This is a genomic window from Streptomyces paromomycinus (assembly GCF_003865155.1).
Lineage (GTDB): Bacteria > Actinomycetota > Actinomycetes > Streptomycetales > Streptomycetaceae > Streptomyces > Streptomyces chrestomyceticus.
The window spans coordinates 4,223,709-4,244,144 of record NZ_BHZD01000001.1; the positions used below are offsets into that span (position 1 = coordinate 4,223,709).

The window sequence follows — 20,436 nt, forward strand, 5'->3', positions numbered from 1 at the left end:
GCCTGATGCGGATCGACATCGACGCGGTGTCCGTGGACGTGGCCGGCGCGCGGCTCGTGCACGACATCACCCTGCGCGCGGACAGCGGCCGGGTCGTCGGGCTGGTCGGGCCCAACGGCAGCGGCAAGTCCACCCTGCTGCGCTGCGCCTACCGCGCGCTGCGTCCGGCCGCCGGGACGGTACGGCTGGACGGCGCCGACCTGCACGCCATGGGCGTACGCGAAGGGGCCCGGCACCTGGCCGCGCTCCCCCAGGAGTCGGCGACCGAGTTCGGGTTCACGGCCGCCGAGGTCGTCGCGATGGGGCGGCTGCCGCACCAGCGCGGTTCGGGGCGGCCGAGCGCCGCCGACCTTCGGGTGTGCGAGGACGCGCTGGACCGTACCGGTGCCGCCCACCTCGCCGGCCGGGCCTTCCTGAGCCTGTCCGGCGGCGAGAAGCAGCGGGTGCTGATCGCCCGCGCGCTGGCCCAGGAGCCGCGGGTGCTGGTGCTGGACGAGCCGACGAACCACCTCGACATCGCGCAGCAACTGGAGCTGCTGGCACTGGTCAGGGACAGCGGGCTGACGGTGCTGACCGCGCTGCACGACCTGAACCTGGCGGCCGTGCACTGCGACGAGCTGTACGTCATCTCCGGTGGGCGCATCGTCGCCTCCGGCGCGCCGCACGACGTGCTGGGGCCGGAGCTGCTGGCCGAGGTGTTCGGGGTGCGCGCACACCGCGTACCGCACCCGGAGACCGGCGCCGTACAGCTGCTGTTCGACCGCCTGCCCGCCCGTACCGACGCACCGACCACTCCGTGAGGCCCCCCATGCGCACCCGCCGCCACCGCTCCGCCGCCCTGCTCACCGCCCTCGCGCTCGCCGCGCTCACCGGCTGCGGCGCGCACGTCGCCGAGGACGGGAAGGACGGCGCCGCCAAGGCGTCCGGGCCCGGCGGCGGGTCCGGCCACTACCCGGTCACGATCACGAACTGCGGCACGAAGACCACCTACGACAAGGCGCCGCGCCGGGTGGTCACCAACGACGTCGGGATCGCCGACATCATGTTCGCGCTCGGCCTGGAGGACCACATGGCCGGGTACGTCATGCCGGAGTACCGGGGCAAGCTCGACGCGGTCGCCTGGAAGGACGCGTACGGCAAGGTGCCGTGGCTCTCCAAGAAGGCGATCACCAAGGAGATCGCCCTGGACGCCAAGGCCGACCTGGTCTTCGCGGGCTGGAACTACGGCTTCGGCGAGGACAGCGACGTCACCCCCGCCTCCCTGAAGAAGCTCGGCATCGGCAGCTACGTCCTGACCGAGTCGTGCCGCAACGGGTCCGACGGCGGCCAGGGCAGCGCGCGCGGCGTGATGCCGCCGCTGGACGCGCTCTACACCGACCTGAAGACCCTCGGGAAGATCTTCGACGTCGAGGACCGGGCGGACGCGCTGATCGCCACGTACCGCAAGCAGATCGCCGACGCGCAGGCCAAGGCGCCCAAGGACGGCGCACGGCCCACCGTCTTCCTCTACGACGGCGGCCAGGACAAGCCGATGACCTCCGGCCGCTTCGCCGGGCCGCACGACATCATCACCAAGGCCGGCGGCGACCACGTCATGAAGGACCTCGACGACTCCTGGACCACGGTCGGCTGGGAGTCGGTGGTCGAACGCGACCCCGACGTGATCGTCATCAACGACTACGGCACGCCGACCGCCGCGCAGAAGAAGGCGTTCCTGAAGTCGTACGGGCCGCTGAAGAACGTATCGGCGGTCAAGAACGACCGCATCTTCGTACTGGACTACGCCGACCTGGTGGAGAGCCCGCGCAACCCGGCGGCCGTCGCCGCGCTCGCAGGTTACCTGCGGAACGTAGGCGGCCACTGAACGTCCTCCTACACTGTCCGTGTGGTGAGCAGCGACTGGCAGAGCGACCTCCGCAAGCGCGGGTACCGGCTGACCCCGCAGCGGCAGCTCGTGCTGGAGGCGGTGGACAAGCTGGAACACGCCACCCCCGACGCGATCCTCACCGAGGTGCGCAGGACGGCGGGCGGCGTGAACATCTCCACCGTCTACCGGACGCTGGAGCTGCTGGAGGAGCTGAAACTGGTCAGCCACGCCCACCTCGGGCACGGCGCGCCCACGTACCACCTCGCGTCCCGGCACCACCACATCCATCTGGTGTGCCGGGACTGCTCGGAGGTGATCGAAGCCGATCTGTCGGTGGCCGAACGGTTCACGACGACGCTGCGGGAGACGTTCGGTTTCGACACCGATCTGAAGCACTTCGCGATCTTCGGGCGCTGCGCGGCGTGCACCGGCGGCGGCACCGGAACCGGTACCGGCACGACTGCGGCACCCGGCGGCGGGCCGTCCGCCGAGGGCGGGTCGGGGCCCGCCGCGTAGCCGGTCGTACGCTTGGGGTATGCCGCGCCCACGTGAAGCCAGTCCGCTGCTGTCGCTGCCCGGTGCCGTCCCGGCCGAGGCCCCCGACGAAGGAGTCGCCGCCCACTACGGCGACCTGTTCCGCGAACAACGCGCCCTCGCGGACGGCCGCGGCCTCGTCGACCTCTCGCACCGCGGCGTGGTCACCGTCAGCGGCCCCGAGCGGCTGAGCTGGCTGCACCTGCTGCTCACCCAGCACGTCACCGACCTCGCCCCCGGCCACGCCACCGAGGCCCTGATCCTCTCCGCCAACGGCCACATCGAGCACGCCCTCTACCTCGTCGACGACGGGGAGACGACCTGGCTGCACACCGAGCCGGGCGACGAGGAGGCGCTGATCGCCTACCTGGAGAGCATGAAGTTCTTCTACCGCGTCGAGGTCGCCGACCGTACGGACGACTACGCGGTGGTCCACCTGCCGGCCGGCTCCATCACCGAAGCCCCGAAGGACGCGGTCGTCCGGGAGACCCCGCACGGCCGGGACCTGTTCCTGCCGCGCGGCGAGCTGGAGGCCTTCGCGGCGGCCAACGGCCCCGCCGTCGGCACCCTCGCCCTGGAGGCGCTGCGCGTCGAGGCGCACCGGCCGCGCCTGGGCCGGGAGACCGACCACCGCACCATCCCGCACGAGCTGGGCTGGATCGGCACCGCCGTGCACCTCCAGAAGGGCTGCTACCGCGGCCAGGAGACGGTGGCCCGCGTCCACAACCTGGGGAAGCCGCCGCGCCGCCTGGTCTTCCTCCACCTGGACGGCAGCGAGGTGCACCTGCCGCCGCACGGCGCGCCCGTACGCCTGGCCGCCGACGGCGCCGAGGGCCGCCAGCTCGGCTTCGTCACCACCTCGGCCCGCCACCACGAGCTGGGTCCCATCGCGCTGGCCCTGGTCAAGCGCAATGTGCCCGTCGACGCGCCGCTCCTCGTGGAGAGCACCGCGGCGGCCCAGGAGGTCGTGGTCGAGCCGTAGGGCGGCCGGGAGGGAGCCGCGGCCCGGACGCCGCGGCTCAGACCTCCAGCAGCACCGTGAACGGGCCGTCGTTCGTCAGCGAGACCTTCATGTCCGCGCCGAAGCGGCCCGTCGCGACCTCCGCGCCCAGCGCGCGGAGCCGCGTGACGACCTCCTCGACGAGGGGTTCGGCCACCGGGCCGGGGGCCGCCGCGTTCCAGGTGGGCCGCCGGCCCTTGCGGGCGTCACCGTAGAGAGTGAACTGACTGATCACCAGCAGGCCCGCACCCGTGTCCGAGCAGGACTTCTCGCCGTCCAGGATGCGCACCGACCACAGCTTGCGGGCGAGCTGCGCCGCCTTCTCCGGGGTGTCGTCGTGCGTCACTCCGACCAGCACGCACAGCCCTTCACCGACGATCTCCCCGACCGTCTCGCCGTCCACCTCGACGCGTGCGCCGTCGACCCTCTGCACCACAGCTCGCATACCGCCCATGATGCACGGCACGCCCGGGCCTGAGACAGCCGTACCCTCCCGGGGCCGTTCGGGTGCCATGGCCATGGCTGGCCCTGCGGGCGGCCCGCCCGCAGTGGCACGATGCGTGCACGCGGTGCGTCGCGCGGACAACGTGCCCGCACGGCCGCACCGGACGAGGGGACGGAACGACTCATGAGCACTGCCGGTCCCGGGCACACCCCCGGACCCGTACCGATCGCCCGTACGGCGCCGACGGCGGCCCGTACGACCCCGCCGGCCCCGGCACCCGCCGGGCCCGCCCGCACGGAGGACGGCCCCATGTTCCAGGCAGGCACGGCGCCGCACCGGCCGCCGCTGCAACGCGACCGCTTCCGCCCGGTCCCGCGGCCCGACCTGCACCGGCTGAGCCTGCCCGACCTGCGCCTCCTGCGGCGCGAGGCGCAGCGGGAGGAGGCCGACCTGAGCTATGTGCGGCGGCTGCTGCAGGGCCGGATCGACATCCTGCGGGCCGAGAGCACCCGCCGTACGGCCCCGCACTCGCCCCTGCTGGACCGGCTGCCGGAGATCCTGGCGGACGGGCCGTCGCAGCACCGCTCCTCGGCCCGCCACGTGACGCTGGGGATGCCGCACAGCGAGGAGTACCGCCAGCTCGCGGAGCAGATGCTCGGCGAGGTGGAGCTGTCCGACCTCACGGCCCGCACGGACCAGGAGCTGCACGACGCGATGGGCCGGCTGGTCCGTTACGAGCAGCAGGTCTCCCGGCGGCGCCAGGCGCTGCAGCGGACCGCGGACGATTGCAGTGCCGAGATCGCCCGCAGGTACCGTGAAGGTGAAGCACAAGTAGACGACCTGCTCTCCTGACCCGGCGGCCGCACCGTTCCGGGGGGGATCGCGGGTCACTCCCCGGAAGGCCCCCGATGAGCTCCTCCACCGTTACCGACGGGCCCGCCCTGTCCGGTATGTCCCCTGTCCTCGCCGAGGTCGTGCGTTCGGGCTTCGTCGAGGGCCGGCACCGCGGCTCCCTGGTGGTCCTGGCGGCGGACGGCAGCGTGGAGACCGCCCTCGGTGACATCACCTCCCCGGTCTTCCCGCGCTCCGCCAACAAGCCGATGCAGGCCGCCGCCATCCTGCAGGCGGGCCTGGACCTGTCGGGCGAACGGCTGGCGCTGGCCGCCGCCAGCCACTCCGGCGAAAGCTTTCACCTCGACCTCGTCCAGAAGATGCTCAGCGAGCACGGCCTGGCCCCCGAGCTGGTGCAGACCCCGCCCGACCTGCCGCTGGACCCGGTGGAGGCGGAGACGTACCTGGCGTCCGGGCGGGTGCGCGAGTCCCTGACCATGAACTGCTCCGGCAAGCACACCGCCATGCTGGCCGCCTGCGCCGCCAACGGCTGGCCGCTGGACTCCTACCTCCACCCGGACCACCCGCTCCAGCAGCTGACCCTGGAGACGGTGCGCTCCGCCAGCGGCGAGCGCGTCGAGCACATCGGTACGGACGGCTGCGGCGCGCCGCTGATGGCGATATCGCTGACCGGGCTGGCCCGCTCGTTCCGGCACTTCGTGCTGGCCGGCGCCGGCACGCCGGAGCGGCGCGTGGCCGACGCGATGCGCGCCCACCCGGAGTACGTGGCGGGCACCCGCCGCCCCGACACCTGGCTGATGCAGGCGCTGCCCGGCGTGCTGTCCAAGATGGGCGCCGAGGCCGTGCAGGCGCTGGCGCTGCCGGACGGACGGGCGCTGGCGTTCAAGGTCGACGACGGCGCGAGCCGCACGCTCGGCCCGGTGCTCGCCCGGGTGCTGCGCCTGATGGGCGTCGAGTCGCCGGTGCTGGAGCGCATCGCGGAGGTGCCGCTGCTGGGCGGCGCCGAGCGGGTCGGGGAGATACGCGCGGCGTTCTGAGGGTGCGGCGCCGGGCGTTCCGAGGCGCGCGGCGCCCGCCTACGGGGGCCCGGCCGCGCCCTGCCGCACCTTGCCGCCCGCGAAATTGCCGCGACGGCGGTACAGCACCGTGGCTACCGTACGGGGATGAGCATCGAGCTGCGCAAGGTCGGCGACGCGGACCTCCCCGACTGGATGCGGGGCCTGAGCGTGGGCTTCCTGCGACCGCCCGAGGTGTCCAAGGAGGACATCGAGTTCCGCCGCAGCACCTACGTCCCGGACCGCACCCAGGGTGCGTACGACAACGGCCGCTGGGTCGCCACGTTCCGCAGCTTCCCGCAGGAGCTGACCGTGCCCGGCGGCGCCCGCGTGCCCGCCGACGCCGTCACGTCCGTGACGGTCTCGCCCACCCACCGGCGGCGCGGGCTGCTCACCCGGATGATGACCGGCGACCTGCGGGCCGCCAAGGAGCGCGGCGACGCCCTCGCCACGCTCATCGCCGCGGAGTACCCGATCTACGGGCGGTACGGCTTCGGTCCCGCCGCCTGTGCCACCGAGTGGCACATCGACGTGGCGCGGGCCGCGCTGGACCCGCGCCACGCGGGCCCGGACGACGGCGGCCGGGTCGACTTCGCCGACGCCGCCGAGGTCCGGGAGCTCGGCCCCGCGCTGCACGAACGCTTCCGCGCCGGGCAGCCCGGCGCGATCGACCTGCCCGCCGTCTGGTGGCAGGTCCAGACGGGCGGCATCCCGCTCCCGCACGTCCCCGCGAGCCGGCGCTTCCACGCCGTCCACCGGTCCGCGTCCGGCGCGGTCGAGGGCCTGGTCACGTACCGGACGTCCGACGTGTGGGAACACCAGATGCCGCAGAACACCCTCACCGTCGACCGCCTGACCGCGATCACCCCGGCCGCCGAGCGGGCCCTGTGGCTGTTCCTGTGCTCGATCGACTGGGTCCTGCACATCAGGACCGGCCTCCGCGCGCCCGACGACCTGCTGCCGCACCACCTCGGCGACCCGCGCGCGGCGCACATCGTGCAGCACTCCGACTACCTGTGGATCCGGCCGCTGGACGTCCCCCGGCTGCTGGAGGCGCGTACGTACCCGGCGGCCGGCTCGCTCGTCCTGGAGATCCGGGACGAGGCGGAACTGGCCGGCGGACGCTATCTCCTGGAGGCCGGGCCGGACGGCGCCACCTGTACGCGTACGGACCGCGGCGCGGACCTCACCCTGGACGTGGGCGCCTTCGCGTCGCTCTATCTGGGCGACGAGTCCGCGCTGCGGCTGGCCGCGCTGGGCCGCATCGACGAGGAACGGCCGGGCGCTCTGGCGACCGCCGACCTCCTGCTGCGTACGGCACGCCGGCCGTGGTGCCCGGACGAGTTCTGACGCGGCCCCGGACAGGGCCCCGGCGCGCGCCGGGGCCGCCCGGCAGGTGTGCTGAATAGGGTGGCGGGGACAAGTAAAGGCCCGGGCGGGAGTTGCAGGACACCGCCGCACCACCAGAGCAGGAGGCCGGCGACCATGAGTGACGCGAACACGGAGCCGAAGAGTCCCGACACGACCGAGCACGCGCACGACCCCGAGGTGCTGCAGCTCGCGGCCAAGGTCTTCGATCTGGCACGGCACGGCGACACCAGCACCCTCGCCGCGTACGTGGACGCCGGCGTGCCCGCCAACCTCACCAACGACAAGGGCGACACCCTGGTGATGCTCGCCGCGTACCACGGCCACGCCGACGCGGTGGCGGCCCTGCTGGAGCGCGGCGCCGACCCGGACCGCGCCAACGACCGGGGCCAGACGCCGCTGGCCGGCGCCGTCTTCAAGGGCGAGGACGCCATCGTCCGCCTCCTGGTGGCGCACGGCGCCGACCCGGCCGCGGGAACTCCCTCCGCGGTGGACACGGCCCGGATGTTCCAGAAGACGGACCTGCTCACCCTCTTCGGGGCGCAGTGACGCGGGGCGGCCGCTGGAGGACCGCCTCCGGGTGAACGCGGGGCCGCCGGGAGCGGTGGTGCGGGTGAGCCCAGGGCCAGGCATTGACATCAACTTTGGTTGAGGTTTTAGCGTCTGGTCCCGAAGCCGACCGCCGGCTTTGCCGCACCGCCTTCAGGAGGCCCCGCCATGCCCGAGCGCCCCTTCACCCTCGCCGTCATCGTCGCCAGCACCCGCGAGGGCCGGTTCGCGCCCGTCGTCGCGAGCTGGTTCACCGCACACACCGGCCGGCGCGACGACATCGTGGTCGACGTGCTCGACCTCGCCGAGATCGGCCCGTACGAACTGCGGTACGGCAGCGAGGAGATGGCGTCCTACGCCAAGCGCGTCGGCGCCGCTGACGCCTTCGTCGTCGTCACCCCCGAGTACAACCACTCCTTCCCCGCCCCGCTCAAGCACGCCGTGGACCTGCTGCACCAGGAGTGGCAGGCCAAGCCGGTCGGCTTCGTCTCCTACGGCGGGATCTCCGGCGGCCTGCGCGCCGTGGAGCAACTGCGCCTCGTCTTTGCCGAGTTGCACGCGGTGACGGTGCGCGAGACGGTCAGCTTCCCGATGGCCGGCAGCCTCTTCGACGACGAGGGGAAGCTGCGCGAGCCCCTGGACGCCGACCGGGCCGCCACCGTGCTGCTGGACCAGCTGGCCTGGTGGGCCCAGGCCCTGCGAGAGGCCCGGGAGGCCCGTCCGTACGGAGGATGACCTCCGGCCCCCTCGGGCCCGTACGGCGGACGCGGCAGCACCGCCCCGGCCTTTCGCGCACGGCACGGTCCCGCACGGGGGTCGGGCCCGTGCCCCGCGCGGCGGCCGACGGGCTCCCGTCCCCCGTGCGGGGCCCGCCGGCCGGACAGGGCCGGCGGCTACCGGCCGGCGGCCACCCCGCTCCCGCCTTCGCCCCCACTCCCGCTCCCGCTCCCGCTCCCGCCGAGCAGTTCGGCCACGCCCGGGAAGTCCTCCGCCCCGTGCCCTTCGGCCAGCCGCCGGGCGACCAGCGCCCGTACCGGGGCCAGCAGTTCGGCGCTGACGCCCTGCTCCTCGTGAGCCCGGACGATGTTCTCCAGGCCCGCCGCCTGCATGGCGAGGTTGGAGACCACTCCCTTGGTGTAGTCGCCGCACTCGATCTGTCCGGCGTAGTGCGGTACGGCCGCCGTCATCGCGCTCAGCCACGGCACCAGCTTCGTGGTGGCGAAGTCCACCGGCCCGATGCCCGCCGAGCGGACCAGGGTCAGCGCCTGCACGACGCCCGAGATCATCCCGTACATCCCGGTGAGCAGCGCCAGGTCCTGAAGGGCGGCCGCCCCCGGGTCGGCACCGGCGTACTCGGGCCGGCCGAGCACCGCCAGCTCCTCGCGCCACGCGTCGAACACGTCCCGCGGGCCGCTGTACAGGAGGAATGCCTCGGCCGTGCCGATGCCCGGCGGTACGGCCATGATGCCGCCGTCCAGATAGCCGACACCGCGCTCCGCCGCCCAGACCGCGGTCCCGCGGGCCTGCCCGGGCGTGCCGTTCGTGAGGTTGACGACCGTCCGGCCCGCGAGCGCGCCGCCCGCCGGCGTCAGCACCTGTTCCACCACGCCGTAGTCCAGGACGCAGACAATGACGAGCGGGCTCGCCGACACCGCGTCGCCGACCGTCTCCGCCCGGACGGCACCCCGGGCGACCAGGCCGTCCGCCTTGACCGCCGTGCGGTTCCACACCGTCACCTGACGGCCCTGCGCCAGGAACGCCCCGGCCAGCGCGGCGCCCATGTCGCCCAGCCCGATGACCGTCACCGGAGTGCGGTTGTCTCCCATGATCACAACTCCCCTGGCCCGCGCACGGCAGCGGCCGAACTCGCCCGCACAGCCGCCGCGTTGCCTGTCGTACCTGCCGAATACTTCCGTGGCGCGCGCCCTCCTGATGTTGGCCGGTGGCCTGCCGTTCCTCAAGTACCGACTATTTGGTCAGGTACCTACCCTTTGGTCAGTGGGGCCGTGCGCACCTGCGGGAGGCCGGGGAGACGTACGAGGCCCGCCGCTCCCGCGCGGGCCCTCACTCCCGGTCCGGTATCCACGCGCCGTGGAACCCGACCGGCACCCGCACCGGCAGGTGCACCCGCGCGACCGGCTCCCCCGAGAAGTCCCGCGCGTCGAGGACGACGAGGTCCGTGGCATCGCGGTCCGGGTCGAACACGTACGCCATCAGCCAGCCGTCGTCCTCGGCGGTGTCCGGGCCGGCGGGCACGAACACGGCTTCCCCCACGCCGCCCTGCGGCGCGAAGCGGCGCACCTCGCTGGTGCCGCGCTCCAGGTCGTACTTCACCAGGCCCGCGCCCACCCGCTCGATCCCCGGGAAGTGCGCCACCCGTACGTCCGCCGCCCCGGACTCCAGCACCGCGTACCCGTACCGGTGGGGCAGCGTGAGCCGCCGGGGGTCCACCCGCGGCAGCTCCACCGGCCGGTCGTCCACCCGCTCGCGCCGCACCCGGCCCGCCCGGAGGTCGACCGTCCAGCGCTCCAGCGCGGGCGGCGACCCGTCCGGTCCCGTGCGCCCCTTCGTGAACAGCCGGTCGTAGCGCACCAGATGGACGGTGATCAGGCCGCTGCCGTCCTCCGTCTCGTACGCGTTCATCGGGTGGAAGACGAAACACGGATCGATCTCCAGCCACCGCACGTCCGACGCCGCCCCCTCGCGCGGCAGCACGCCCAGCCGGGCCGGGCGCCCCGGCTCCCACACGTACGGGAAGGACGGCCCGACCCCCACCCCGCCCGGGTTGAAGACCACCGGCAGGTCGTACAGCAGCACATGCCGCTCGGTCAGCGAGAAGTCGTGCATCATCGGCCGCCCGTCGACCGGGATGTCCACGCGCCGCCGGATGCGTCCGTCCGTCCCCGCGACCAGGTACTGCACGTACGGCCAGGCCCAGCAGTACGCCACGCAGTGCAGCTCGTCGGTGTCCGGGTCGACGGTGGTGTGCGCGGCGAGGCCGCCCGGCAGCGTGCCGGCGAAGTCGAAGGGGCCCACCGTCTCCAGGTCGGCGTCCAGCTCGTACGGCAGCGCGCCGCCCTCGACCAGCGCGAGCAGGCGCCCGGCGAAGCGTGTGACGTGCGTGTTCGGGGCGAAGTCCATGTCCAGGTGGCGCGGCCCGTGCAGGATCTTCTCGCCCAGCCGCAGCGCCATCGCGTCGGACCGCACCCAGCGGCTGCGGTACCACTCGGCCCGGCCGCCGCGCAGCCGCAGGCCGTGCAGCATCCCGTCGCCGCTGAACCAGTGGTACGCCGCCGGGTCGTCCACGCCCAGCGGGTTGGGCCCGTTGCGCACATAGCGCCCGTCCAGCTCCTCCGGGATCCGGCCGGTCACGGCCAGCTCGTACGCGGTGGTCTCCTCCCGCACCGGGGCGAACAGCCCCCGCATGTACGGATTTCCGGCACCCGCCATAGCCGCCCGCCTTCCCGGCCCCGCCCCGCGGTGACCCCCCGGTCACCACCTCCCGCGGTGGCACCCCGCCTCCACCCTCCAGCCCCGGCACCGCCACGTCGAGACCGGCGGCAGCCCGACGGGCGCGAACGGCTCCCCCGCGCGCCCCGGACGGCGCACCGCCGCACGCCGCCGTTCCTGCCCCTCTCCCCCGGCTTCGGGTAAGGTGACCAGCCCATACACAGTGGACGACCAAGGAGGTGAGACCCATTACCGCTGTCCAGGCTGGGTGCTCTCACCTCACGGCTGTACGGTCCCTCCCCGGCAGGTGACCGCGAGAGCGCCCTTCGGTACCCCGAAAGGCCCGAACGCGCATGTCACTTCCGTTGCCCGCCACCACCGCCGCCCCGGCCCCCGCCGGACTCGTCACCCGACTCCGCGCGGCCGGCTGCGTCTTCGCCGAGGACGAGGCCCGGCTCCTCGTCTCCACCGCCCGCACCCCGTCCGACCTCACCGCCATGACGGACCGCCGCATCGCCGGTTTCCCCCTGGAACAGGTCCTCGGCTGGGCCGAGTTCTGCGGCCTGCGGATCGCCGTCGACCCCGGTGTCTTCGTCCCCCGCCGCCGCACCGAATTCCTCGTCCGCCAGGCCGCCGCGCTCGTCCGGACCCGGGGCGCGGCCGGGCCACGGCCCGTCGTCGTCGACCTGTGCTGCGGTACGGGCGCGGTCGGCGCGGCCCTGGCCGCCGCCCCGCCCTCGGCACCGCCCCGCATCGACCTGCACGCCACCGACATCGAACCCGCCGCCGTACGGTGCGCCCGCCGCAACATCCGCCCCGCCACCGGCCAGGTGTACGAAGGCGACCTCTACGCCCCGCTGCCGCCCGCCCTGCGCGGCCGCGTCGACCTCCTCGTCGTCAACGCCCCCTACGTACCGACCGACGCGATCGGCCTGCTGCCCCCGGAAGCCCGCGACCACGAACCCCGCGTGGCGCTCGACGGCGGCACGGACGGCCTCGACGTACAGCGCCGGGTGGCGGCCGACGCGCTCCGGTGGCTCGCCCCCGGCGGCCACCTGCTGATCGAGACCAGCGAACGCCAGGCGCCGCACACCCTCGAAGCCTTCCGCCGCGGCGGTCTCGTCACCCGGCTGGCGACGGACGACGACCTGGGCGCGACCGTCGCCGTCGGGACCAGCCCGGCCGGGGCGCCGTGAGGGCCTGACGCCGGTGCGGGGCGAGCGGGCGTGCGGGCGGGCGGGCAGGTCCTTACCGCCCCCGCCCCCGCTCTCGCTCCCTCCGGAGCGTCTCCTCGGCCGTACGGGCCCGCGCCCCCGCTCCCGGCGGCGGCGCGAGCGTGATCCCGGCCTTCGTGAGGATGCCCAGATCCAGCTCCCACGTGACCCGGGACCGGCGCTCCCACACGTCGAACGCGTCCCTGACGTGCTGACGTGCCGCGTCCCCGGTCATCCCGGTGACCTTCACCAGATGCGCGAACGCCCGCGCCTCCAGGCCGCGCACCAGCGCGTACCCGAAATGGGTGACCGTGTGGCAGTCGGTGCACAGGCAGATGAGCCGCTTGAGGGTCTGCACCCGGGCGGTGTCGTCGAAGACCCACCGCTCGTGCGCCTCCAGCCACCGCTTGGCGTCCCGGTCCTCCGCGGCGCCGCATGTCTCGCAACGGCGCCCGGCCCGGCGGGTGATCGTACGGCGCAGCCGCTCCCAGTCCTTGGCGGCCACGCACGACCGTACGTTGGTGAACCAGCAGCTGCGCGGCACCAGGTCGACGAAGAGGCCGCTGCCGAGCCCGCGGTCCTCACCGGGCAGCAGGTCGGGCACGTCCGGCGCCGCCGCCCAGCGGTGCAGCGCCGCCATCCCGGCCCTGGGCGCGTACCACCTCCTGGCCGCCGGGTCCCAGCGCGCGCCGCCCTTCTTGGCCTCGTCCTTCTCCGCGAACGGCACATCCAGCCACACCCGTTCGACAGCCATGGAACACCCCCCTTGAACACCGGCCACCACGACCGACAGCATCCTGCCCGCGCTGTGAGCCGAACCACACCACCGGACTGTCACGCTTCTCCGACGCGACGTGTCTCCATGACACCCGAGGAGAGGAACCGGACGCCATGCCTGAGAACGCCTCCACGGACGCCTCCGCGAAGGCGTTCACCGAACACCGCTCCCTGCTCTTCACCATCGCCTACGAGATGCTGGGCAGCGCCACCGACGCCGAGGACGTCCTGCAGGAGAGCTACCTGCGGTGGAGCGCCGTCGATCCGGCCACGGTCGGGCATCCGCGCGCCTACCTGGTCCGTACGGTGACCCGGCAGGCCCTCAACCACCTGCGCGCGGCCAAGGCGCGGCGCGAGGACTACGTCGGCATGTGGCTGCCCGAGCCGATCCGTACGGAGGCCGGGGTGAGCGAGGACGTGATCCTGGCCGAGTCCGTCTCGATGGCGATGATGCTCGTCCTGGAGACGCTGAGCCCGACCGAGCGCGCGGTGTTCGTGCTGCACGAGGTCTTCGGCTTCCCCCACGGCGAGATCGCCGCCTCGATCGGCCGGACCGAGGCCTCCGTACGGCAGACCGCGCACCGCGCCCGCCGGCACGTGCACGCGCGGCGCCGTCGCTGTGCTCCCGGCTCGGACGCCACCGCGCAGATCGTCCGGCGCTTCCTGGCCGCGGCCGCCACCGGCGAGATCCAGCCGCTGATGGACCTGCTCGCGCCCGACGTCGTGGTGCTCTCCGACGGCGGCGGCAAGGCGGTCGCCGCCCGCCGCCCGGTCACCGGCCGCACCGAGGTCGCCCGGTTCGTCCTCGGCGTGTACCGCACCGCCACCGCCGCCACCCGCGCCGAGCCCGCCACGTACAACGGCATGCCCGCCGCACGGTTCATGACGGACGAAGACCTCGACTGGCTGGTCGCCTTCGAGATCGACGACGGCCGGATCACCGGCCTCTACGGCGTACGCAACCCGGACAAGCTGCACCACGCCGACGCGGTGCGCACACTCGACAGAGGAGGACCCCAGCCATGGAAACCATGACCGTGGAGCGTGTCATCGACGCCCCGATCGCGACGGTGTTCGCCTGGCTCACCACGACCACCCACTACACCCGCTCGCCCCTGGTGGTGCGCTGCCGCCTGACCCGGCACGGGGAGGGCGCGCCCTACGGCGTCGGCGCGGTGCGCAGCCATCTCTGGCTGATCGGCTGGTTCCGGGAACGCATCACCCGCTACGACGCGCCGTACGCCACCGAGTACGTCGTCGAGCGCAGCCTGCCGCCGTCCCGGCACGAACTGGGCCGGATGACGTTCACCGAGACCTCCGCCGGCACCCACGTCCGCTGGACCACCCGCGCCGAGATCCCCGTCCCCCTCCTCGGCGGCTTCCTCACCCGCCACGTCGCCCGCCCGATCATCACCCGCACCTTCGGCAACATCCTCGCCGCCGCGGAAACCGCCTTGTCCGTGCCGCCGCGCGCATGATGCCCTGACACGGTGACCGACATCAGCGAGGCAGCAGCCGTCCGGCCGAAGACCCTGACGTGGGTGGCCCCTCACCTGTCCCCCGACGAACGGATCATCAGGTCCGAGCCACTGCACGGCGGCATCACCGCCGAGGTGCGGCGGCTGACCATCAGCACAGGGAACGGCGGCACCCGCGACCTGGTGCTGCGCACCTTCGTCGACGCGCCCCACGCCGAGGACTGGCTGAGCAGGGAGTCCGGCGCCCTGTCCCAGCTCACGGAGACCGACGTCCCGGCCCCCGAACTCGTCGCGGTAGACCCGACCGCAGCCCATTGCGAGCACCCGTCCCTCCTCATGACCCACCTGACGGGACGCACGGTCCTCGACGACGAGGGAGTGGAGACCCGCGTCCCCCAACTAGCCCGCCAACTCGTGGCGATCCACGCGCTGCGGCCCGCCGCGCGACCCCGGGAGTACGTGGCGATGACGACCGCCGGCACCGTCGTGATCCCGAAGGGTGCCGACACCACAGCATGGGCGGCCGCGATCGACCTGATCCGCAATCCCCCACCGTCCTGCGAAGGCCGCTACCTGCACCGCGACTTCCAGCCCGGCAACGTCCTGTTCGACGCGCCGGGCCCGGCGAGCGCCCGGCTCACCGGCGTCGTCGACTGGGCGGCCACCTCCTGGGGCCCGGCGGACCTCGACGCGGCGCACTGCTCCGCCGTTCTGGCCCTGCTGCACGGCCCGGAGTGGGGCCTGCGGTTCACCGACGCGTACGAGGAGGCGGGCGGCACACTGGCCGCGACCGCCAGCGAACGGCTGTACTGGCGGGTGCGGGACGCGCTGGCGTCCTCGGAGGAACTCCAGGCGGTGGCCCAGCCATGGCAGGAGTCCGGCCGGACCGACCTGACGGCACGGGTCTTGGAGGGGCGGCTGGATGCCTATGTCGGCGCGCTGATGGGTGGAGCGGGGTGAGCGGGGCGGTCGGGGGCACCCGGGAGGGGGCGGGACGCACCGTGCCCCGCTCCCCCACCCGCCAACGCCACTTTTGCTAGCGCCCGCTTGCAATAGTTAGCACGATGACGCACCATCGGGGCATGGCATCACTCAACGTCGGCAACCTCGGCGAGTTCCTGCGGGAGCAGCGGCGTAACGCGCAGCTGAGCCTGCGGCAGCTGGCCGATGCCGCCGGGGTGTCCAATCCGTATCTCAGTCAGATCGAGCGCGGGCTGCGCAAGCCGAGCGCGGACATCCTGCAGCAGCTGGCCAAGGCGCTGCGGATCTCCGCCGAGACGCTGTACGTGCAGGCCGGGATCCTCGACGAGCGGAAGGTGGACGGGGTCGAGGTGCACACCGCGATCCTCACCGACCCCGCGCTGACCGAGAAGCAGAAGCAGGTGCTGCTGCAGATCTACGAGTCCTTCCGCAAGGAGAACGGACACGGGAGCGGGCGCGGCGAGAGCGACGGTGCGACGGCGCACGAGCCCGCTCCGGACGCCCGAGGGGCCGACGGCGACCCGCACGCCACCTGAGCGACCGACCACCGATACCAGGAGGAACCACGCCATGGCCATCACCGACGACGTCCGCAAGGTGCTCACCGACCCGACTCCGCTGTACGCCTTCGCGGGCGGTGTGGACCTCGCCGCCGAGAAGGCCAAGGAGCTGCCGGCGCTGGTCGACAAGCTCCGCGAGGAGGCTCCCAAGCGCTTCGAGGCCGTCCGCAACACCGACCCGAAGGCCGTTCAGGACCGCGTCACCAAGGAGGCCAAGGAGGCGCAGGACTGGATCACCCGGCAGCTGGGCCTGCTCGACGCCGACTTCAAGAAGCTGAGCCAGCAGACGCAGGACCTCGTGCTCCAGGGGGTCGGCCGGGCCGCCGAGGCCGCGGTCAAGGCCCGTGAGGGGTACGAGGGGCTGGCCGAGCGCGGCCGCGGCGCGGTGCAGAACTGGCGCAGCGAGACCGCCGAGGCGACCGAGGACCTCGCGGTCGCGATCGAGCCGGAGCCCCGGCAGGAGCCGAAGCAGGAGCCCGCGACGGGCGACGCGGAGACCGCCGGCAGCGAGCCGGAGGCCAAGGGCGCCGCGGCCAGGAAGGCTCCGGCCGCCAAGAAGACGACGGCGAAGAAGACCGCCGCGCCGGGCGAGAACGGCAAGTAGGCGATCCGGGACGGCGGGCCGGGCACGCCACGCGTGCCCGGCCCGTTCTCCGGGTACGGTGGGCCGACGACGGACCAGAGTCGAACGGGTGGTGGCAGTGCTGATCTACGGGTTCCAGAACGTGCTGAGCTGGGTGCAGCTGGTGCTGGCCGTGTACGCCGCCGTGATGCTCGTCGACGCGGCCGTACGGCGCGAGGACGCCTACCGGGCGGCCGACAAGCAGACCAAGGGCATGTGGCTGATCTTCCTGGTGATCGCCACCGCGCTGCTGTTCCTGCTGCCGCTGATGTCGTTCCTGCCGATCATCGGCCTGATCGCCGTGATCGTCTACACGGTCGACGTGCGGCCCGCGATCAAGGGGATCGCCGGCGGCCGGGGCCCGCGCCGCAGCGGGTCGAGTTCGGACGGGCCGTACGGGCCGTTCAACGGCGGGCGGTAGCAAGGCCGTAGAGGACGGTGTGCGGCGCGTACGGCTCAGTGCCGCACGCGTCCGCGGTCCAGCAGGAGGACGGCCACGTCGTCCGTCAGTTCCCCGCCGTTGAGGTCCCGTACCTCCGTGAGCACCGCGTCGAGCAGTTCCTCGCCCCGCAGCCCGGCGGCCGTGCGACGCCCCACCAGTTCCGTCATGCCCTCCTGGCCGAGGCGCTGGTTGCCGTCGCCGACGCGGCCTTCGATCAGGCCGTCGGTGTACATCATCAGGCTCCAGGAGCCGCCCAGCACGACCTGGCGGCGCGGCCAGCGGGCGTGCGGCAGCAGGCCCAGGGCCGGGCCGCCCTCCTCGTACGGGAGCAGCCGCGGCGCACCGCCGGACCGGGCGAGCAGCGGTGCGGGGTGGCCGGCCAGGCACACCCCGGCGTGCCGTCCGTCCGGCGCGATGTCCACCAGGCACAGCGTCGCGAAGATCTCGTCGTCGGCGCGCTCGTGCTCCAGGACCTTCTGGAGCGTGGACAGGAGCTCGTCGCCGCACAGGCCGGCGAAGGTCAACGCGCGCCAGGCGATGCGCAGTTCGACGCCGAGCGCGGCCTCGTCGGGGCCGTGGCCGCAGACGTCGCCGATCATCGCGTGGACGGTGCCGTCGGCCGTCCGGACGGTGTCGTAGAAGTCGCCGCCGAGCAGCGCGCGGCTGCGGCCGGGGCGGTAGCGGGCCGCGAAGCGCAGGTCGGAGCCGTCCAGGAGCGGGGTGGGCAGCAGGCCGCGCTCCAGCCGGCGGTTCTCCTGGGCCAGCATCCGTGACTCGGTGAGCTGGCGCTGCGCTAGGTCGGCGCGTTTGCGCTCGACGGCGTAGCGCACCGCCCGGCCGAGGGCGGCACCGTCGAGTTCGCCGTGGAAGAGGTAGTCCTGCGCGCCGACGCGTACGGCCTCGGCGGCCCGCTCGGCGTCGGCCTCGGAGGTCAGCGCGAGGACGGCGTGCGAGGGGGCCATCCGCAGCACCTCGCGCAGGGCGCCCAGCTCGTCGTGGCCGCCGTCCTCGTCCGTCAGGTGCCCGTCCCGGTCCGAGCGGTCCGCGCGGTCAGTGCGGTCGGTGCGGGCCCGGGCGCCCGCGGGCGTCAGGTCGAGCAGGATGCAGTGCACGTCGTCGGTGAGCAGCCGCTCCGCCTCGGTGAGGTTGCGGGCCGTACGGACGCGGGCCCGGCGGCCTTCCCCGTCCCGCATCTCGGGTACGGCGCTGGTGGGGTCGTCGCCTATCAGCAGCAGCGTCAGCCCGGCATCCGGCGCCGTCGACGGACCGGCCGCATGCGCCGCGCCGTCGCGCGCGTCGCCCGCCGACGCTGCCTCCTGCGGCAGCACGGCCGTCCGCTGGCGCGGAATGGGTACGGACATGCTCTGCTTCCTTCCCTCCCCCCGAGGGTGCACAGTGGCCCGCCGAACGGCGCGCCACTGTGCCCGGTTCCGCCGCCGCCCGGCGGTCGGTCCGGGCGGTGCGCCACCGGGCACCGAGAGGCGACCATAGCGGTAGCGCGGAGGCTTACGGAATGGCCGACGACACCCGGCACTTGTCATATGCCATCCCCCACACGCCCGGTGACCTGGGCAGGGAGGGGCGCGGAATGACGAACATCACCTCGACGGCGTCAGGTTGGCCGTCGGCGCTCCGTGACGAAACGCACGTACGCCTCACGCTGCGTACGGGGACGGGGACTCCCCCGCGTACGGCGCCCCGTGCCCCTCCCGGTGCCCCTACTTGTCGGGCCGCACCACCCCGAGAATCGGCATCGACCCGGCCCCGGTGACCGTGACCTGCCGGCCCGGCCGCGGCGCGTGGACCATCGCGCCGTCCCCGATGTACATGCCGACATGACTCGCGTCGGGGTAATAGATGATCAGGTCGCCGGGGCGCATGTCCTTCAGGGCGATCCGCGGCAGCTGCCGCCACTGCTCCTGCGAGGTGCGCGGTATCGGCCGCCCGCCCGCTTCCCAGGCCCGCATCGTCAGCCCCGAACAGTCGAAGGTGTCCGGGCCCTCGGCCCCCCACACGTAGTCCTTGCCGATCTGCGAAGTCGCGTACGCCACCGCCTTCTTGCCGGCCTCCGAGGCATGCGCGCCGATGTCCTTCAGTACGCCGGAGTCCAGCCACTTCTGCTGCTCCTGGAGCGCCCGCGCGTCCTCCAGCTTCTTCAGCCGCTCCTTCTCCTCCGCGGCGAGCTGCGACTCCAGCTGCTGCGCGGCCTCGATCTTCTTGCGGACGTCGAGCTGCGCGGTCTCCGTCTTCCTGCGGTTCTCCTCCAGCCGCTCCCAGCGGTCGGTGGCGTCCTGCGCGTAGCCCTCCAAGGCGTTCTTCGTCCGCGCGAGCTGGTCGCTCAGGTCCTTCGCGGCGTGCTGGCCCTTGCGGACCAGGGTGGCGTTGTCGAGGAAGCGCTCCGGGTCCTTGTTGAGCATGAGGCGCGCCTCGGCGGGAATGCCGCCGCCCCGGTACTGCGCGCTGGCCAGCGCGCCCGCCTGACGCTTGAGTTCGTCCATCTGCTTCTGCGTCCGGTCGATCGTCTGCGCCAGCTTGACGATCTCCTTCTGCTGGAGGGCGACCTGCTCCTTCGCCGCGTTGTACGCCTCGGTGGCCTGTTCCGCCTTGCGGTAGAGGCCCTCCAGCTCCTTGCGCACCTCTTCGAGGCGCTTTTCGGACACCGCGGGGCCGGGATCGGCGTACGCGGCCGGAGCCGTCCCGCCGAGGATTCCGGTCACGCCGAGGACCACCGCCGTGGCGGCCACCACGGCGCCGCGCAGCCCCCGCACGCCCCGCCGGCGTCCCGCGCCCGCCCGGCTCCGTACCCCCGCCGGACGCCCCGCGCCCAGCAGGTTCCGTCCGCCCGTCAGGCTCCCCGCCCCCGCCCGCCGCGGCCCGTCCGCCGCACCCGTCCGGTCCCGTACGTCCCGTTTGCCGTACGCATCGGGATTGCCCCGCCCTGCCCCCTGCCGCCCCACCAGCCACCTCCGGTCGATCCGCACCGATTCGTGCACCTCTACAGGCGCGGATGCTGCCATACCGGCGGGTAATCCGACAGAGCGCTGCCGAGGTTTCCGCGCCGTCCGGGTGCCGCCCCCAGCCGACGGCCGAGGTTCACCCGGCGTTCACTCTCCTCCATCGGCGGCTTCACCTGATCTGCCTAATTTCGGCCGTACCGAGCGGCGTGCCACTCCTGCGGAGCGAACGCGGCACGGCATTGCTGAACCGTCCGACCACCCGCTCCGGCGACCCTTGCCCGACCG

General features: G+C 73.5%; 22 protein-coding genes. 16 read left to right on the forward strand and 6 right to left on the reverse strand.

Annotated features, from left to right (window positions below; all coding sequences use genetic code 11):
• Window positions 1–5: 5 nt before the first annotated feature.
• From OEIGOIKO_RS17495 to ygfZ, 4 genes are read left to right on the forward strand one after another with little or no spacing between them, the layout of a single operon-like run.
• Window positions 6–800, forward strand: a complete 795-nt coding sequence (locus OEIGOIKO_RS17495) for an ABC transporter ATP-binding protein (RefSeq protein ID WP_125054851.1) — start codon at window positions 6–8, stop codon at window positions 798–800.
• A gap of 8 nt (window positions 801–808) precedes the next feature.
• Window positions 809–1,864, forward strand: a complete 1,056-nt coding sequence (locus tag OEIGOIKO_RS17500) for an ABC transporter substrate-binding protein (protein ID WP_125054852.1) — start codon at window positions 809–811, stop codon at window positions 1,862–1,864.
• Window positions 1,865–1,885: 21 nt separating this feature from the next.
• A complete protein-coding gene (locus OEIGOIKO_RS17505) occupies window positions 1,886–2,383 on the forward strand; it encodes a Fur family transcriptional regulator (RefSeq protein ID WP_246177385.1) in 498 nt (165 codons plus the stop codon).
• A gap of 19 nt (window positions 2,384–2,402) precedes the next feature.
• Window positions 2,403–3,383, forward strand: a complete 981-nt coding sequence (gene ygfZ / locus OEIGOIKO_RS17510) for a CAF17-like 4Fe-4S cluster assembly/insertion protein YgfZ (RefSeq protein ID WP_125054853.1) — start codon at window positions 2,403–2,405, stop codon at window positions 3,381–3,383.
• Between the two features lie 37 nt (window positions 3,384–3,420).
• On the opposite strand, the gene dtd is transcribed toward ygfZ, so the two are convergent.
• Window positions 3,421–3,846 (reverse strand): D-aminoacyl-tRNA deacylase, encoded by a 426-nt coding sequence (dtd, locus tag OEIGOIKO_RS17515; RefSeq protein ID WP_125054854.1) that lies wholly within the window; start codon window positions 3,844–3,846, stop codon window positions 3,421–3,423.
• Window positions 3,847–4,029: 183 nt separating this feature from the next.
• Here dtd and OEIGOIKO_RS17520 point away from each other — a divergent pair, with 183 nt between their 5' ends.
• The 5 genes from OEIGOIKO_RS17520 to OEIGOIKO_RS17540 all read left to right on the forward strand — a co-directional run bounded on the left by OEIGOIKO_RS17520 (window position 4,030) and on the right by OEIGOIKO_RS17540 (window position 8,405).
• Window positions 4,030–4,698, forward strand: coding sequence for an RsiG family protein (locus OEIGOIKO_RS17520; protein WP_125054855.1), 669 nt, complete (start codon window positions 4,030–4,032; stop codon window positions 4,696–4,698).
• A 56-nt stretch (window positions 4,699–4,754) separates the two neighbouring features.
• Window positions 4,755–5,735 carry an asparaginase gene (locus OEIGOIKO_RS17525; protein WP_125054856.1) on the forward strand — a complete coding sequence of 327 codons (981 nt, stop codon included), beginning with the start codon at window positions 4,755–4,757 and terminating at the stop codon, window positions 5,733–5,735.
• Window positions 5,736–5,861: 126 nt separating this feature from the next.
• Window positions 5,862–7,103 (forward strand): GNAT family N-acetyltransferase, encoded by a 1,242-nt coding sequence (locus tag OEIGOIKO_RS17530; protein WP_125054857.1) that lies wholly within the window; start codon window positions 5,862–5,864, stop codon window positions 7,101–7,103.
• A 135-nt stretch (window positions 7,104–7,238) separates the two neighbouring features.
• Window positions 7,239–7,670 carry an ankyrin repeat domain-containing protein gene (locus OEIGOIKO_RS17535; protein ID WP_125054858.1) on the forward strand — a complete coding sequence of 144 codons (432 nt, stop codon included), beginning with the start codon at window positions 7,239–7,241 and terminating at the stop codon, window positions 7,668–7,670.
• 168 nt (window positions 7,671–7,838) lie between these two features.
• Window positions 7,839–8,405, forward strand: a complete 567-nt coding sequence (locus OEIGOIKO_RS17540) for an NADPH-dependent FMN reductase (RefSeq protein ID WP_125054859.1) — start codon at window positions 7,839–7,841, stop codon at window positions 8,403–8,405.
• A 158-nt stretch (window positions 8,406–8,563) separates the two neighbouring features.
• On the opposite strand, the gene OEIGOIKO_RS17545 is transcribed toward OEIGOIKO_RS17540, so the two are convergent.
• Complete coding sequence (locus OEIGOIKO_RS17545) at window positions 8,564–9,496, reverse strand: NAD(P)-dependent oxidoreductase (protein ID WP_125054860.1); 933 nt, start codon at window positions 9,494–9,496, stop codon at window positions 8,564–8,566.
• 238 nt (window positions 9,497–9,734) lie between these two features.
• The gene (locus OEIGOIKO_RS17550; protein WP_246177386.1) at window positions 9,735–11,120 is read right to left on the reverse strand and encodes a carotenoid oxygenase family protein; all 1,386 of its coding nucleotides are present in this window, start codon (window positions 11,118–11,120) and stop codon (window positions 9,735–9,737) included.
• A gap of 353 nt (window positions 11,121–11,473) precedes the next feature.
• Between OEIGOIKO_RS17550 and OEIGOIKO_RS17555 the strand changes: the two genes are divergently transcribed.
• Window positions 11,474–12,316 (forward strand): putative protein N(5)-glutamine methyltransferase, encoded by an 843-nt coding sequence (locus OEIGOIKO_RS17555; RefSeq protein ID WP_125054861.1) that lies wholly within the window; start codon window positions 11,474–11,476, stop codon window positions 12,314–12,316.
• A 52-nt stretch (window positions 12,317–12,368) separates the two neighbouring features.
• Here the strand turns inward: OEIGOIKO_RS17555 and OEIGOIKO_RS17560 are convergent, their stop codons facing one another.
• Window positions 12,369–13,088: a DUF5710 domain-containing protein gene (locus tag OEIGOIKO_RS17560; RefSeq protein WP_125054862.1), complete on the reverse strand. Its 720-nt coding sequence runs from the start codon at window positions 13,086–13,088 to the stop codon at window positions 12,369–12,371.
• A gap of 137 nt (window positions 13,089–13,225) precedes the next feature.
• Here OEIGOIKO_RS17560 and OEIGOIKO_RS17565 point away from each other — a divergent pair, with 137 nt between their 5' ends.
• The 6 genes from OEIGOIKO_RS17565 to OEIGOIKO_RS17590 all read left to right on the forward strand — a co-directional run bounded on the left by OEIGOIKO_RS17565 (window position 13,226) and on the right by OEIGOIKO_RS17590 (window position 17,173).
• Complete coding sequence (locus OEIGOIKO_RS17565; RefSeq protein ID WP_125054863.1) at window positions 13,226–14,146, forward strand: RNA polymerase sigma-70 factor; 921 nt, start codon at window positions 13,226–13,228, stop codon at window positions 14,144–14,146.
• A complete protein-coding gene (locus OEIGOIKO_RS17570) occupies window positions 14,134–14,589 on the forward strand; it encodes an SRPBCC family protein (protein ID WP_125054864.1) in 456 nt (151 codons plus the stop codon). The genes OEIGOIKO_RS17565 and OEIGOIKO_RS17570 overlap by 13 nt, the downstream gene beginning before the upstream one ends.
• 12 nt (window positions 14,590–14,601) lie before the next feature.
• Entirely contained in the window at window positions 14,602–15,549 is a 948-nt protein-coding gene (locus tag OEIGOIKO_RS17575) for a phosphotransferase family protein (protein ID WP_125054865.1), read from the forward strand.
• Between the two features lie 122 nt (window positions 15,550–15,671).
• Window positions 15,672–16,106, forward strand: a complete 435-nt coding sequence (locus OEIGOIKO_RS17580; protein ID WP_125054866.1) for a helix-turn-helix domain-containing protein — start codon at window positions 15,672–15,674, stop codon at window positions 16,104–16,106.
• Between the two features lie 34 nt (window positions 16,107–16,140).
• Window positions 16,141–16,734 (forward strand): hypothetical protein, encoded by a 594-nt coding sequence (locus OEIGOIKO_RS17585; RefSeq protein ID WP_125054867.1) that lies wholly within the window; start codon window positions 16,141–16,143, stop codon window positions 16,732–16,734.
• Window positions 16,735–16,831: 97 nt separating this feature from the next.
• Window positions 16,832–17,173 (forward strand): DUF2516 family protein, encoded by a 342-nt coding sequence (locus tag OEIGOIKO_RS17590; RefSeq protein ID WP_174857305.1) that lies wholly within the window; start codon window positions 16,832–16,834, stop codon window positions 17,171–17,173.
• Between the two features lie 35 nt (window positions 17,174–17,208).
• Here OEIGOIKO_RS17590 and OEIGOIKO_RS17595 read toward each other — a convergent pair whose 3' ends face one another.
• Window positions 17,209–18,735, reverse strand: a complete 1,527-nt coding sequence (locus tag OEIGOIKO_RS17595) for a PP2C family protein-serine/threonine phosphatase (RefSeq protein ID WP_371858935.1) — start codon at window positions 18,733–18,735, stop codon at window positions 17,209–17,211.
• A 177-nt stretch (window positions 18,736–18,912) separates the two neighbouring features.
• Complete coding sequence (locus OEIGOIKO_RS17600; RefSeq protein ID WP_125058757.1) at window positions 18,913–19,938, reverse strand: C40 family peptidase; 1,026 nt, start codon at window positions 19,936–19,938, stop codon at window positions 18,913–18,915.
• Window positions 19,939–20,436: the final 498 nt, after the last annotated feature.